The organism is Hymenobacter terrenus, assembly GCF_000972495.1.
In the GTDB taxonomy this organism is placed as follows: Bacteria; Bacteroidota; Bacteroidia; order Cytophagales; family Hymenobacteraceae; genus Hymenobacter; species Hymenobacter terrenus.
In genome coordinates, this window is record NZ_LATM01000001.1 from 754,943 (window position 1) to 770,291 (window position 15,349).

11 protein-coding genes and 1 riboswitch are annotated in these 15,349 nt (G+C 57.7%); of the genes, 9 read left to right on the plus strand and 2 right to left on the minus strand.

The genetic code is table 11. The features are described from left to right. Positions 1-36 precede the first annotated feature (36 nt). Both WX88_RS03240 and WX88_RS03245 read left to right on the plus strand, forming a co-directional pair. A complete protein-coding gene (locus tag WX88_RS03240; protein WP_046242786.1) occupies positions 37-1,431 on the plus strand; it encodes a DUF7033 domain-containing protein in 1,395 nt (464 codons plus the stop codon). Positions 1,432-1,507: 76 nt separating this feature from the next. Continuing rightward, entirely contained in the window at positions 1,508-2,992 is a 1,485-nt protein-coding gene (locus tag WX88_RS03245) for an oligosaccharide flippase family protein (RefSeq protein ID WP_052732281.1), read from the plus strand. A gap of 164 nt (positions 2,993-3,156) precedes the next feature. On the opposite strand, the gene WX88_RS03250 is transcribed toward WX88_RS03245, so the two are convergent. Continuing rightward, positions 3,157-3,804: a DUF937 domain-containing protein gene (locus WX88_RS03250; RefSeq protein ID WP_072052926.1), complete on the minus strand. Its 648-nt coding sequence runs from the start codon at positions 3,802-3,804 to the stop codon at positions 3,157-3,159. A 353-nt stretch (positions 3,805-4,157) separates the two neighbouring features. After that, a complete protein-coding gene (locus WX88_RS03255) occupies positions 4,158-4,496 on the minus strand; it encodes a hypothetical protein (protein WP_046242788.1) in 339 nt (112 codons plus the stop codon). Positions 4,497-4,580: 84 nt separating this feature from the next. On the opposite strand from WX88_RS03255, the gene WX88_RS03260 reads away from it, so the two are divergent. The 7 genes from WX88_RS03260 (at position 4,581) to WX88_RS03290 (ending at position 15,298) form a co-directional block, all read left to right on the plus strand. Continuing rightward, the gene (locus tag WX88_RS03260; RefSeq protein WP_046242789.1) at positions 4,581-5,321 is read left to right on the plus strand and encodes an electron transfer flavoprotein subunit beta/FixA family protein; all 741 of its coding nucleotides are present in this window, start codon (positions 4,581-4,583) and stop codon (positions 5,319-5,321) included. Positions 5,322-5,449: 128 nt separating this feature from the next. Then, the gene (locus WX88_RS03265) at positions 5,450-6,427 is read left to right on the plus strand and encodes an electron transfer flavoprotein subunit alpha/FixB family protein (RefSeq protein WP_046242790.1); all 978 of its coding nucleotides are present in this window, start codon (positions 5,450-5,452) and stop codon (positions 6,425-6,427) included. 220 nt (positions 6,428-6,647) lie between these two features. Then, entirely contained in the window at positions 6,648-7,280 is a 633-nt protein-coding gene (locus WX88_RS03270) for a bifunctional nuclease family protein (protein ID WP_046243122.1), read from the plus strand. Positions 7,281-7,535: 255 nt separating this feature from the next. Further along, positions 7,536-7,646, plus strand: a riboswitch (SAM riboswitch). A gap of 520 nt (positions 7,647-8,166) precedes the next feature. Beyond that, positions 8,167-9,240, plus strand: a complete 1,074-nt coding sequence (locus tag WX88_RS03275; RefSeq protein WP_046242791.1) for a sterol desaturase family protein — start codon at positions 8,167-8,169, stop codon at positions 9,238-9,240. 7 nt (positions 9,241-9,247) lie between these two features. Next, positions 9,248-10,366: a formylglycine-generating enzyme family protein gene (locus WX88_RS03280; RefSeq protein ID WP_231590617.1), complete on the plus strand. Its 1,119-nt coding sequence runs from the start codon at positions 9,248-9,250 to the stop codon at positions 10,364-10,366. Positions 10,367-10,647: 281 nt separating this feature from the next. Then, entirely contained in the window at positions 10,648-13,713 is a 3,066-nt protein-coding gene (locus WX88_RS03285; RefSeq protein WP_046242792.1) for a SusC/RagA family TonB-linked outer membrane protein, read from the plus strand. 22 nt (positions 13,714-13,735) lie between these two features. Next, on the plus strand, positions 13,736-15,298 hold the full coding sequence (locus WX88_RS03290) for a RagB/SusD family nutrient uptake outer membrane protein (protein ID WP_046242793.1): 1,563 nt from the start codon (positions 13,736-13,738) through the stop codon (positions 15,296-15,298). Positions 15,299-15,349: the final 51 nt, after the last annotated feature.

Genomic DNA, 15,349 nt, shown 5'->3' on the forward strand with positions numbered 1-15,349 from the left:
TAGTAAACCAAAGACCTGGAGCATATCTTCGCGGCCATGGCTGCCTCTTTTTCCGCTGAGCTACTGCCTTCTCCGGCTACTATCGCAGTCACGCCCGCTGTGCGGCTGGCGTATGTGCTACAACATTTTCGGCTGGCGTACGAGCAGGTACCGCCGGTAGAAATTGGCTACGGCCCCGCGGCGACAGTGACCGTGGCCGAAGGAGCCGGCCGCTTCTTTGCCGATGCGACCCCCTACCCTGCCGCCCCGAACTGGCGCGAGTGGCAGGGCCAGCGCCTGCCATTCTTCTTCGATAACTCCCCGGAACAAGAGTTACTGACCTTGACGCCGCGCACCGCCCGTATCAACGTGGATGTTGTCGCGGCGGCCTTCTACCTACTCAGCGGCTGGCAGGAGTATTTCTCCGACACGCGCGACCGGCACGGCCGCTTCCCCTACGCTGTCAGCGTGCAGCAGCAATATCAGTTCGTAACGCTACCCATAGTAAACTACTATTTTGAGGTGCTGAAAACCGCCATCGAGCACGTCACCAGCCAGCCCCTGCGGCCCCGCCGCTGGAACGGAACCGCGCCGTTTGTTGGCTTCATCACCCACGACATCGACAACCTGCACGGCGGCTGGGGTACGGCGGCGCGCTACCTGCTACGACGCGGCCGGCTCGGTGGCCTCGCCAAACTTCTGGCGGGCAAGGCCATTGGTGGACCTGCTCCTTGGAACAACCTGGAGCAGGTGCAGCAGGCAACTGCCCAGTTCGGGGCGCCCTCGACGTTTTTTATTCTCGGCAATAACCACCCCGCGCTCAACGGCACCCCCAACGCCGACTACGCCCCGGACACGGCACAGTTTCGGGCACGACTGGGACGCTTGGCGGCTCAAGGCGCCGAAATTGCCAGCCACGGTAGCTACGGCACCGCTGATAATGTGGAGAAGCTCCAAGAAGAGATTCGCCGCTTCGAGCCAGCCAGCGTCCTGGGCAACCGCTTCCATTACCTCTGCTGGGAGCCGCGGCGTACGCCCAGCGTGGTGGCGGCGGCTGGTGTCGCCTACGATTCTACCCTCGGGTTCGCCGAGCATTTTGGCTTTCGCAACTCGTATTGCCTGCCGTTTTTCCCGTTCGATTTTACGAGCGGCCGCGCACATTCCTTCCTGGAAATCCCGCTGAACGTGATGGACGCTACCCTGCATCATCCCAATTACTTGCAGCTGATGCCCAAGGATATATTGCCCGCGCTTCGCCCTATGCTCGCGGAGATTGAGCGGTTCGGCGGCGTAGCCACGGTGCTGTGGCACAACGAAAACTTCGACCCTGTCAACACGATAAACGGCCCGCATCAATTTGCCGAGCTGATGGACTATTTGCAGCAGCGGGGCGCCGCTTTCCGCACGGGAAGCCAGATTGTAGCCGAACTTTGCCAACTCGTGAATGCCTGAGGGAGCGAATGAGTGAAATAATACTTATCATTTCCCTCATTTCATTCGCACCCTCACTTCCTCCCCCGTCTCACTTTTGGGCATCGTTCAGCGCCAGGGCATTCGCAACACCCTGATTTCTTATATCGGCCTCGGTATCGGCTTTGCAAACACTATTCTGGTGCTGCCGCGGCTGCTCACACCAGGGCAAATTGGTCTGACAGGCTTGCTAGTGTCGTTTGCCACGATTGGAGGGCAGCTGAGCGCCTTTGGATTTGCCAGCGCGGGCCTGCGCTATTTTCCGTATTTCCGCAACCAGGGGCGCAACCACGCCGGATTCCTGCCGCTGCTGCTGGGGCTGCCGCTATTAGGCTTCGTACTGGTGGCGGGGGCAATGAGCCTGGGGCAGCCCTTCGTACTGCGCTGGTATAGGCAGGAAGACGCGGATTTGCTCTCGCAGCACTACGGCGTAGCCATCGGACTGGCCGGCGCCATCATGCTGGGGGTGTTGCAAGATGCTTACCTCAAGTCTCTGTTTCATACGTCGTTCTCTTCGTTCTGCCAGGAGATTTTACTGCGCCTGCTCATCGTAGCCGCCGCCGTGGCGCATAGCGCGCACTATATCAGCTTCGCGGGGTTTGTGCTGGCCTACGCAGGGGCCTACGCGGTGGTGGCGCTGCTGCTGGCAGGCTACTTGGCGGCTATTGGCGAGTTGCACCTGCGGCCTACGCGGGCGGCGCTACGCGTCAAGCCACTGGGTGAAATGCTAGCTTTCGGGGGCTTCGCGCTGCTGGGCAACATCTCGGGCACGGTGCTGCTCAACATCGATAACATTATGGTTGGAGCTAAGCTTAGCTTGGCGGCGGCCGGAATTTATCTCATCGTCACTAACATAAGCACGGCCCTCACTCTCCCCTTTCGAGCCCTCAACAAAACCGCCTTTTCGCTTATTGCGGAGTACTGGAAGGAGAATGACATGGCGAAAATGGGCCTGTTTTACCAGCGCGTAACGCGCGTGAATACGCTACTAGGCTGCTACCTAGCCCTGGGCATTGGCCTGAACTTAGACTTCGTCTTTGGTCTCATTCACCGGCCCGAATACGCGGTGGGAAGCACGGCCGTGCTTTTGCTGCTGGCTGCCCGGCTCGTCGATGGTATCACGGGCGTGAACGCGACCATCGTCGTGACCTCGCCGCGCTACCGGTTCGACCTGCTGTTCAACATTATCTTGGCCTCAGCGGTGGTAGTTCTCAACTGGCTGCTGATTCCGCGGCAGGGTCTGACTGGAGCCGCGCTTTCCTACTGCATTGCCCTGGTTAGTATCAACATCGTGCGTACCTGGTTTGTGTGGCACAGTTACAAGCTGCAGCCCTTCGATGGACGCATTGCGCGCATCCTCATGGTAGCGGCCGTGGCTGGTTTAGCTGCATGGGCCCTGCCCGAAACTGGCAACCTCTGGCTAACACTGCTGCTGCGCGGCGGCGTGCTTACGGTGCTCTATGGGGCCGGAGTGCTGCTCACCCATGCCGCGCCAGAAGCCGTTGCGCTGTGGGCTACGGTACGGGCGCGGCTGGGTCGGTAGCGCTGTCGAGGGGAGTCCCATTCGGCCCTCCCTAAAGTCAAGAGCTATTTGGCAAGAGAAGAAACGTCCATAATGTCAGGGGTCTGCATAAAGTCACACAGCAGCATCGTTGTGCAAATGAGGCAAAAAGACCCATACAGCCCCTACCAGCAATTCAAATCCTACTAATACCCCAGGCTCCGCCACCATTGCAAAACCGGATTAATGCCGGGGGTTATTGTTGGGGGCACGGTCGGTGTTACTTGCTCGGCGGCATTCCGGTTACAAGCATCCTGCTGTAACAGGCTTCGGAGGCAGCACGGGAGCATGGTCTGGACGGGCCCTTTCAGACCGAGCAGTTCCGCTGCCACACCGTTGGCCTCTAAGCTATGCGTAGCCGCATGCTGGCCCAGCACCTCCGGCAATACCGCACCCACCATGCTCAACAGTGCCGCCGCTGAGTCTGCCTTGATGCTGGCGTAGTCGCCCACTGCTCCCGCTACCGTAGACTTGGCCGGGCCAAAAAGGGTCAGCAGCAAGTGCTCACCGCGCTTTAAGGCGCTCCCAGTAGCGGTCCCGCTGCCCAGCACCCCCAGAATGCGCGTGACCGGGCATACGCTCGCATTAGTGGCCCGGTGCGCGCATTGGCTTAGCTCATAGACGGTTTGGGCCCCGCCCGAGGTTGCCTTATTGATGAGGCTGCCTAAGACCATCGGAATAATACCACTCAGCGCGTTACTAACTCCTTTTTCGCATTCTCCCAAACGGGCGGCTATGTGACCGGTTAACTTAGGAGAAAAAGTATTCCTGATAGTATCGAGTAAACTTATCATAGTAGTAGATATAATATAAACGTAATGACGCGTCGCAGCCAATTATTTCTAGAACCTGCATCTGTGAAATATCGAGCTTATAATAATGATAGTACCGTAGTTTCCGGCAAACGCACCATTTTGCTGGACCAGTGTACACGTAAGCCCAATTAATATGCTCAGCTAGGCGCAAGCACCGCGCCCTAGCGCGGTATCGGGGTGAGTTCCGGCCAAGCAGGAGCGCGGCCTGTTAGTCCGCGCATCTTCCTGCCAGCACGCTACCAGCAACCCCAACACCGCGCTAGGGCGCAGTGCTTTCAAGATGATAACTTCCGGGGCGGATTGCCTGCCGCAGTTAGGGCAGATGTCGCTTGTTAATCATCCTCATAATCCAGTCCTAGGCACTGGTTCAGGGCTTGCAACAGCTCGCTAGCGGCGTGCTGTTGACCGGCGGCGCGGGCAACTTTCAGGCCGTCGCGGTAAACTTTTTCTGCTTGGTCCTTCTTATTAAATTGCTCTAGCAGCTTGCCGGCGTGGTAATAAGTACCAACGTAGTCAGGGTGTTCGGTCAGCAGCTTCTGGTAAAACTCCCAAGCCTTTTCTGGCTCCTGCGCCCGGTATTCCGTAGCTAAGGCGTAAATAGTGAAGGCATCAGTTGGGTCATCTTCGTAGAAGGCCAATAGTTGCTGCAAGCGGGTGGACGGCGTGTTCATTCGGGGGCGGTTTCAGGTTATCTTTGCGCCAAAATTGCGGTTTTTCCGCGTGACATCTCATTTCCCTGGTTTCAGCCCGCTTGCATGAAATTTCTCGTTTGCATCAGTAACGTGCCCGACACGACGACCAAAATCACCTTCACGCCCGATAATAAGGAGTTTAACAAGACGGGGGTTCAGTTCGTGATTAATCCCTGGGATGAATACGCCCTCACCCGTGCCATTGAGCTAAAGGAAGCTGCCGGTAACGGCACTGTCACCGTCCTCAATGTGGGCGAAGCCGATACCGAGCCTAACATCCGCAAGGCTCTGGCCATTGGCGCCGACGATGCCATCCGCGTGAATGCCGCGCCGCAGGATGCTTACTTCGTAGCCGAGCAAATCGCGGCCATTGCCAAGGAAGGCGCCTACGACGTGATTCTGATGGGCAAGGAAAGCATTGACTATAACGGCTTTCAGGTGCACGGCATGGTGGGCGAGCTGCTCGGTATTCCTACGGTGGCCCCGGCCATGAAGCTGGACCTGAGCGGCAACACCGCCACGCTGGAGCGCGAAATCGAAGGCGGCAAAGAGATTGTGACGGTGAATACGCCCTTCGTCGCCTCGTGCCAGCAGCCCATGTGCGAGCCCCGCATCCCCAACATGCGCGGCATCATGACGGCCCGCACCAAACCTCTGAAAGTGGTTCCACCCGTGGGCGAGCCCGCCCGCACCACGGTAGCCGAGTTTGCATTGCCGCCCAAAAAGCAGGGCGTGAAACTCATTCCCGCTGAAAGCGCCGGCGACCTGATTAAGCTGCTGCGCAACGAGGCCAAAGTCATTTAGTTGAATTATGAATTAAAAATCATGAATCATGAATTGCTTCGCCAAGGTCTTACAAGACTCGGCTGTCAATTCTTAATTAGTGGTCAGCAATTCTTAATTTCTAACTCGTAATTCATAATTCTCTCAAAATGTCCGTATTAGTTGTAGTTGAATGTGCCGATGGCGAGGTAAAAAAATCCTCGCTGGAAGTAGCCTCTTACGGGGCCCAAGTAGCGGCCCAGCTGGGCACCACTGCCACCGCCATTGCCGTGGGCGAAGCCACTGAGGCCAACTTGGCCAAGCTGGGTGAGCAGGGCATCACAAAGGTGCTGTACGACGCCGAGCCCCGGCTGAAAGAATTTGTCAATAATGCCTACACCAAGCTTATTGCCACAGCGTCCGAGCAGGAACAGGCCAAAATCATTGTTCTGGCTAATTCCAATATTGGCGCTGCAGTAGGCTCACGCTTGTCGGTGCGGCTCAAGGCCAGCCTGGCAACCAACGTGGTCGAGCTGCCCAAAACCGATGGTGGTCAGTTTGTAGTGCGCCGTGGGGCGTTCTCCGGCAAGGCGTTTTCGGACGTGGTGCTCGGCAGCGACCGCAAAATTATCGCCGTAAAGAAAAACTCGATTGAAGCCAAGCATGAGGCTGGCAAAACGGCCGAAGTGGCAAGCTTCACCGCCCAACTGAGCGACGCGGATTTTGCCGATGCGCCCACCCAAGTGGTAATGCAGGACCAGGCCGGTGGCGTGCTGTTGCCCGAAGCCGACAAAGTGGTATCGGGCGGCCGGGGCATGAAAGGTCCTGAAAACTGGAACCTGATTGAAGACCTAGCCAAAGCCTTGGGCGCGGCCACGGCCTGCTCCAAGCCGGTTTCGGATGTTGACTGGCGCCCTCACCACGAGCACGTGGGCCAAACCGGCATCACGGTATCACCAAACCTGTACATTGCCTGCGGTATTTCGGGAGCAATCCAGCACTTGGCCGGCGTGAACAGCAGCAAGGTGATTGTGGTCATCAACAAAGACCCCGAGGCACCTTTCTTCAAAGCGGCGGACTACGGCATTGTGGGCGACGTATTCGATGTGCTGCCCAAACTGACGGCGGCCGTGAAAGAGCTGAGTTAACCTATCATTCAAGCATTTGGGGGCTTAAGCTGTCGATTTTCGCGAGAAGGTCACCGCTTGGGTCCCCAATCTTTTTTTGGCATTCCAGCAATTCGAGGAAGGTTTTTACGGCAGATACGCGGACTTTTCTTTATTTGCACGTACATCCATTCTATTGGCTTCGGCTGAGGCCATTGCCTTTCCCTCCAAAGTCCCCCAAGACATCCAGCTCCTCAGTACCTTGAAAAAAATCCAGCTTGAAATCCTGGGCCTTTCGTCCAGCCAGTCGCAGTCTGGCTCCTTTGCGCTCATCTTGGGCGAGAAGGGCGGCAATCGCCGCTTGCCCATTATTATTGGCATGTTCGAAGCGCAAAGCATTGCCATTCAAATAGAAAAAATCAGTCCCAACCGCCCGCTCACGCACGACCTGTTCAAATCATTTGCTGAGCACGTGCACGTGGTGATTCTGGAAGTAGTGATTTCCGATTTGAAGGAAGGCGTGTTCTACTCACGCATCGTGTGCTCCGACGGAGCTACCACGTTCGATATCGACGCCCGCCCCTCCGATGCTATTGCCATCGGCCTGCGCTTCGGGGTGCCCATTTTCACGGTTGAAAGCGTGCTCAGCGAAGCCGGCATCATCCTTTCGGACCTCGACGAAGCCGAGGGCGACGCCGACGATGAGGAAGATGACGACGATGAGGATACCGATAGCGACGCCCCCCGCCCCTCGCGCGCTCAGCCCGAGCCGCGCGACCCCAGCGGCCAGGTATCGCTGGATGAGCTTACTAAAATGCTGGCCCAGGCCCTCGAAAAAGAAGACTACGAGAAAGCCGCCAAAATCCGCGACGAGCTTAATAAGCGCAACGGGTAGATTGTTAACTTTTGCGATTGAAATAACAGGGCGCAGTTGACAAAAAGCAAAAGATGCTTTTTGTCAACTGCGCCCTGTTTGCGATTAGATGGTTCAATCAAGGGCTAATTATTAAACAGTTAGTCCCGATTATTTATGCTATATTGTTAATCATCCGATTTTTTCTACTTGAAAATTTGTGGGTTAAACAGATTCTATTATTTTTGTCGCATCACCTGCTTACATCAAGGTGAGTATGAGGTAGCAGACCTCAAAAATTTATACAGAAGCGGCGAGAGAACAGGCTCTATAACCCGCTGGCAACCACCCATCCCGGAAAGGTGCTACTTCCTGCCCAACTCAGTATTGATTTGGGAAAGATAAGTTTAAGTACCATGAGCCAGTACCACTTCTCTTTTTGGTCGTTTTTGAAGCACGGGCGTTTCGCTGTGGTTCAGGTAGTTGCCGCTGCCTGCTTTGCTGTTTGCCAAAGCTGCTGCTGTTGTTGATAACAGCTGCGCCGCCGCTGGCGGCTTAGGCCAGTTTCTGGCCCTTTTCTACTTATCAGTCAGGGAATAAGCATGCTCCAACCCACACGGGTCGAGCGGCTACTTATGCGTCCTCGCAGTTTTGCGCAGCGGGCTGCTTCTGGCTAGTTTTTGCCTTTTCCGGAAAAGGTGCGCCGTTGGGCTTACCGCCAGCGTTTCGCGCTGCGGGGCTGCTTGTGCGACAGATCAAAATTTCAGGACTGGATATTTCATTTCCGTTAACACATCACATCATGGCTGTAAGGGATATTAAGATTCTGACCCAGAAAATTGGGGTGAGCGTCGTCGTTTTCCTCGTTCCGCTTTCTATTCTAAGCGGCGGTATTTTTCTCATTCAACACTTTTTGAGCAACTGACTCATGAAAACATCTGAACTTTCACTGCGACGGCTAGGTCGCGACGGGCTGATTAGCCTGGGGTTGTACGCGCTGCCTCTGCTAGCGCTCCTGATTTGGGTTAAGACAACGGGCGAGCGACCTTGGGAACAGCCGGCCCGCGACTATATTCACCAATCGGCACCAAGCTTTCTGGCCTTTCTGAAGCCTGCTTTTGAAAATCTCAAGCAGTGGGGCTTTTTGGCCATCGCCGTCGGGCTGGGTATCATTGAATTCGCGGCCGGGCTCTACGACAACAAATGGACGGCGACGGAGCGCAAAATAGATATCGTGTGCTTTGTTGCGCCCAAGCTCCTGCTGCCGCCCGTGGTTGGCTACTTCAGCCTGCAGCTGCTGCCGGCCCTGCTGCCCAACTTGGCGAATGCATTTGGCTGGGTACCTTTTTGGATTGGCTTTTTTCTGATTGCCGTCGCCGATGACCTCACGCAGTACTGGTACCACCGCTTGCACCACCAGCTGCCCTTTTTGTGGCGCTTTCACCGCACGCACCACTCGGCACCCTATATGGGCATGGCCATGGCTGGCCGGCAGAACTTCATCTACACTATTTTTTTCTCGCAGATTTACCTGACTTCTACTCTTATATACCTTGGGCTGGGTTACCCGGCGCTGTTCGTGACGGCCATTAAAAGTTTGATTACGCTGGCGGCCCACAGCAGCATTGCCTGGGACAAGCCTTTTTACCGCTACCCTGTGTTGCACCCCGTGGCCTGGGTACTGGAACGGCTAATTTCAACTCCTGCTACCCACCACGCCCACCACGCCGACAGCAACGACGACGGTGTGGGCCACTACAAAGGCAACTTTGGCAACATGTTTTTCTTGTGGGACGTCATCTTCGGCACTGGGCTCATCACCCGGCAGTATCCGGCGGGCTACGGCATCAAATTCTATAAAGAGGAAGAATGGTACGCCCAGTTTTTATGGCCGTTGTTCAAGTCCAAGAAAGAGGGCAGTGAACTGGCCGCCGATGGCCCCGAAGTGGGTGAAGTGCTGCCGCAGCAGGTGCCACAGCTATCCACGGCCAACGTAGCGTAAATAAACCGTGAAACTTCTGACCTTGGGTGGGCCACTCGCCGCCGCCGGACTAGCAGCCTTGCTCCTTAGCAAGACCACCGCTCACAGCCAGGCACCGGCCATTGCCGCCACCGCTCAGCCTGCCACCACTTCGTATTGCGGCACTACCACGTGCCGGATGCCGACGCGCGGGGTGGCCGTGGCTGCCACCGGGCCAGCAATCGAGGCCCAATCAGAGGCGGCCGCGCACCCGGCGGATATGGTACGACTGCCAGGGGGCCGCTTCGCGATGGGGTCGGCAGCTTTTACTGATGCGCAACCTGTGCATACGGTCACGGTTGGCAGCTTTTGGATGGATGTGCACGAGGTTACGAATGCCCAGTTTGCAGCCTTCGTGCGGGCTACTGGCTACGTCACGGTGGCGGAGCGGCCTCTGAACCCCGCCGACTACCCTGGCGTGCCCACTGAGCAGTTGGTACCAGGCGCGGCAGTGTTCACGCCCCCAACCCAGGCAGTGGGATTGGACAACCCGCTACGCTGGTGGCGATATGCGCCGGGCGCGAGCTGGCGGCACCCGCTGGGCCCGACGAGCAGCATCGTGGGCAAAGACCAGGAGCCGGTGGTGCAAGTATGCTACGAAGACGCGGCAGCTTACGCACGCTGGGCGGGCAAGCGCCTGCCCACTGAAGCGGAGTGGGAATTTGCGGCCCGGGGCGGGCGGGCCACTGCTACCCCCTACTATTGGGGCCCCGAGTTAAAACGTAAGGGGCAGTGGGCAGCCAACATTTTCCAGGGCGACTTTCCGAATCGCAACACCGTAGCCGATGGGTTCCGGACGGTGGCGCCAGTGAAGCACTTTCCGGCGAATGCCTACGGCTTGTACGATTTGGAGGGCAATGTCTGGGAATGGTGCAGCGATTTGTACCGACCTGATTATTACACCAAAAGTGCTGCCTTAAATCCCAAGGGCCCGGCCGACAGCTACGACCCCGACGAGCCCGGTACCGTGAAGCACGTGCAGCGCGGCGGCTCGTTTCTGTGCAGCGACCAGTACTGCGACCGCTACAAGGCCGGCAGCCGGGGCAAGGGAGAAACCCTTAGCGCCAGCAACAACCTGGGTTTTCGCTGCGTGAAATCGGCTTTATAGTTCTCAGAGCCGGCGGCTACCGGTTCATTTTTTCAACCCTCACCTGACTCCTTCACGCTATGAAACACTCCTGAAATCACCCGACAGCTGTTCACTGATAAAGGCTGGTCCTGCGGCAACAGGACGGGCTAAGCAATCAGCTATCTGAAAAAAGCCAACCCCGCGGCAACGGGGTTGGTTGGTCAGAAAATTCTAAGGCTCAGCGGCAAACTGACTTTCTGGCGGTCGTTCTACGACCTGCCTGGCACCTTATTTCTGTTTCGCTAACCACTCACAAGGTAATGAAAAAACTTTCTACGCTGTTGCCCTTCCTCTGGCTGGGGCTACATGCTCCTGGGCTTTATGCTCAGAACGCGCCCACCATCAACGCCAATGTGCAGGGGCTGGTGGTGGACGCCGCCACACACGAGCCCCTGATTGGGGCGACAGTGCAAATCAAGGGCACAACCAACGGCAGCGGCACCGATCCACAAGGTCATTTCGAGCTGAAAACTGGCCAAGTGCTGCCTTTTACACTGATAGTAAGCTACGTAGGCTACCGCACCCAGGAAGTGACAGTCACTTCCGCTTCAGTCGAGATTCCGCTGCGAGCCGATGCCAGCCAACTGAATGACGTGGTGGTGGTGGGCTACGGCACCCAGCGCCGCAGCGACATCACGGGAGCCATTTCGTCCATCCCTACCGAGCTAAAAGCTCAGCCGGTAGCCTCGGTTGAGCGCCTGTTGCAGGGTGCAGTGGCCGGGGCAGTTGTGACACAGACTTCGGGCCAGCCCGGCGGGGGCGTGAGCGTGCAGATTCGGGGCAATAACTCTGTGACGGCCGGCAGCGACCCACTGTATGTGATTGACGGGTTTCCCATCAACAACGATTATTCGCTGAACGACGCGGGCGTCACGAACGGCTCGAAAATCAACCCGCTGTCGTCCATCAACACGTCAGACATTGAGAATATTGAGGTATTGAAAGACGCTTCGGCCACGGCCATTTACGGCTCGCGGGGGGCGAATGGGGTGATTATTGTGACGACCAAGAGCGGCGCTAAAGGCAAGTCTTCGGTTAACTATGAAGGCTACTACGGCGTGCAGCGGGTGATTCGGACCATCCCGGTGCTGAATGCGGCGGAGTGGTGGGCACTGCGGCAGGACGCCGCCGCCAACTCGGGCAAAACGGCGTCGCTGCCTACGGTGCAAGGCTATACGCTCGACATTACGGGCGTCGGCACCGACTGGCAGGGCGCGGCTTTCCGCGACGCGCCGACGCAGAACCACAACTTGTCCATCTTATCGGGCTCGGACAAAACCCGACTGGCAATTTCGGGCAACTACTTCAAGCAGGACGGGGTGCTGCGCAACACCGATTTCACCCGCTATTCGGCCCGCGTCAACCTCGACCACGACTACAACCCGCGCCTGCGCCTCACCACCAGCCTGTCGGCTAGCCACACCGTGGCCAATGTGGCGCCGGCCGCCGTGGTGGGCGCCCTGCTGCTGACCCCGCCCTCGCTGCCGATTTACCGGAACGATGGCTCCTTTGTCGTCAACAGTCCGTTCGAATCGAACTTGCAAAACCCCATCAACTCGCTGTATAATCAACTGAACCAGACCCGTACCAACCGTATCCTGGGGAATGTGGCGGGGGAGATTCTCATTGCGGAGGGGCTGCGGGCGAAGGTGCTGTTTGGGGCCGACATCCTCGACAACAAGCAGAACCGCTACCTGCCTAGCTCGACTGCCGAGGGCCAGGCCCTGGGGGGCGACGCGCTGGTAGGCTCGGTATTCACGACGAACTGGCTGAACGAAAACACCCTGAGCTACGACCGCCAGCTCAGCGCCCTCAGTAAGCTCAACGTGCTGGTGGGCTTCACGGCGCAGCAGTCGAATACCGAAGGAGCGGTAGCGGAAGCCGCTGGTTTTGCCAATGATGCCCTGTCTTACAACAACTTGGGCACGGGCATCACCAACCGTACACCCAGCTCGTTCAATAACAAGTGGGCCCTGGCATCGTACCTGGGCCGGGTCAATTACGCTTACGCCGACCGGTACTTGCTGACGCTGACGCTGCGGGCCGACGGCTCGTCGCGCTTCGGAGAGGGCAACAAGTGGGGTTATTTCCCGTCGGCGGCCATTGGCTGGAACGTCAATAACGAGTCGTTCTTTCCGCAGCAGTCTCCCATTAGCACGCTCAAAGTGCGGGCCAGCGCCGGCCTGACGGGCAACCAGAACATTCCGACCTACCAGTCGCTGTCGCAGTTGGGCTACTTCCGCTACAATTTCTCGGGGGCCACGGTATCGGGCTACTCGCCGGTTACGGTGGCGAACCCCGGCCTGGGCTGGGAAAAAACCTTCCAGGCTGATGCCGGAGTGGACGTGGGCCTGCTCAATAACCGCGTGGACCTAGTGGCGGACTTCTACTACAAGAAAACCACCGACCTGCTCCTGAACCGCACCGTGCCGGGGACTTCGGGCCTGGCCACGTTCGATAATGGGCAGGGGTCCGCAATTTATCAAAACATTGGTTCCGTGTCGAATAAAGGCCTTGAGCTGTCCATTAACTCGCACAACCTGACGGGGGCCTTCAAGTGGAATACCATCCTGATTTACTCGAAAAACGTGAACGAGGTGCTGAGTCTGGGCGACGGCGTGCCCCAGATTATTCCCGATAACTCGCTGCCCTCCATCGCTAAAGTAGGCTATCCGCTGGGCTCGTTCATTGCCTATCAGACCGACGGTCTCATTCAGAACGGGGACAATGCGCTGACGCCGCAAGCGAATAAAAAGCCCGGTGGACAGAAGTATAAAGACGTCAATGGCGACGGCATCATCACGCAGGCTGACCGCATCGTCATTGCCAACCAGCCTGATTTTTCTTACGGCCTAACCAACGTCTTCAGCTACAAAGGTTTCGATTTAACAGTTTTCTTCCAAGGCACGCAGGGTGGCAAGATTTACAACGCTAACCGGGCCAACCTGGAGCTGGCCACGGGCTACACCAACGGCGCGGCCAGCCTGACCAAGCGCTGGACTCCCACCAACACTACTACCGACGTGAAAGCCGCCTTCCAGGACCCGGCCGCCACCATTTCCGACCGCTTCATTGAGAATGCCTCGTACCTGCGGCTCAAGAACCTGACCCTGGGCTACACGCTCCCGAAAGAGCTGCTGACTTACCTGCACGGCAAAAGCCTGCGGTTTTACGTGTCGGCCCAAAACCTGGTGACGTGGACCAATTATACCGGTTTCGACCCCGAAGTGAGCCTCAACGGACAGTCGCTGATCAATAAGGGCGTGGATTTGGGCGTGTACCCGAACAGCAAAACCTTCCTGGGTGGGCTGGCACTATCGCTCTAACCCCATTTACAACATACTCTGTATGAAAAATCTAACGCGCATTCTGCTACTGGGAACCTTCGCGACAACGGCCTGCCAGACGTTTCTGGACGAGCGCCCGAAGTCCTTCATCAGCGAAGAGCAGTACTACAAGACGCAGGCCGATGCGATAACGGCCGTCAACGCCGCGTACTTCCTGCTGAACGCTGGCGGCACCACCATCCAAACACCGTACAACACGCTGTTTAACACAGGTATGAACTTCGCCGGGGATGATGAAGACCCTGGCCCCGGCGCCACCAATGCCGATGTGCGCTCGCTGGCCGTGCTGGCCCATTCCTCATCTAACCAACGCGTGTTTGAACTGTGGCAGCAGCATTACGCGGCCATCAAGAAGACCAACGTGGCCCTAGAGAAGATACCGGCCATCGAGTTCGACGCGGCCTTGAAAAGCCGGCTGCTGGCCGAGGCCAAGTTTCTGCGGGCCCTGTACTATTTCAATCTGGTGCGGCTCTGGGGCGATGTGCCATTGATTACCAGCAACCAAGCCTTCGTGCAGACTACCGACTACGCCGTGCCACGGTCATCGGCCCGGGCCGTGTACGCCCAGATTGAGCAGGATCTGACTGAAGCGGCCACCCAGTTGCCGGCCGCTTACAACGCCCCCGACGCGGGTCGGGCCACGGAGGGCGCGGCCAAGGCTCTGCTAGCGAAGGTGTACCTCGCCGAAGCCTCGCTGCCGCTCAACCTCACCGAAAACTACCAAAAAGCCGTGCAGAAGGCGGAAGAAGCACTGTCGCCGGCCGATGGTGGCACCGGCACCTACAGCTACGACCTGTTTCCGAACTACGCCGATGCGTTTCTGCCCGCCACCAAAAACGGCCGGGAACACATCTTCTCGGCGCAGTTTAAGTCGAACTCGTTGGGCCAGGGCAATTTCCAAAATCCCCGTTCCATTTACACCGGAATTCCGGGCCTGACGGGCCTCTACACCGACCAGGTGCGCTTTTACACGAAGGGCAGCGACCGGTTTTTCTCGGTCTACAAGCTGTACCGGGCCATTGACAAGCGGAAGAAGGCGACGTTTGTGACGAAGTATGTGAGCCCGGCGAACGGGCGGAAGTACGGACTGCCGATTGTGAACCCGGCCGTGGCGAACGACTCGACGCCGTTTTTCAACAAAGCCTGGGACCCCAACTCACTGGCCGTGCCGGGCGAGTCGGCCGCCAACGTGGCCATTCTACGCTACGCGGAGCTGCTGCTGATTCATGCTGAGGCAGAAAACGAAGTCAACGGCCCCACCGCCAAGGCCTACCGCTCGCTCAACCGCGTGCGCAACCGCGCGGGGCTGCCCAACCTCACGCCCAGCCTCTCGAAGGAACAGTTCCGGGATTCCCTGTACCTGGACCGCCGCCTGGAGCTGGTGTTTGAGTATCAGCGCTGGTTCGACCTGATTCGGCAGAAGGATGGTGGCGGGACCAGCACGTTCGTGCGCAACCTGCAAGCCGTGGGCAAAACGAACGCGAAAGAATTTCACCGGCTCTACCCTATTCCCCAAACGGAGCTCAATAGCAACCCGCAACTAACCCAGAACCCGGGCTGGTAACGCGCCCGCCACCTTACGACGGCCATTGCCAGCGGCGCGAGCGCGCCGGGC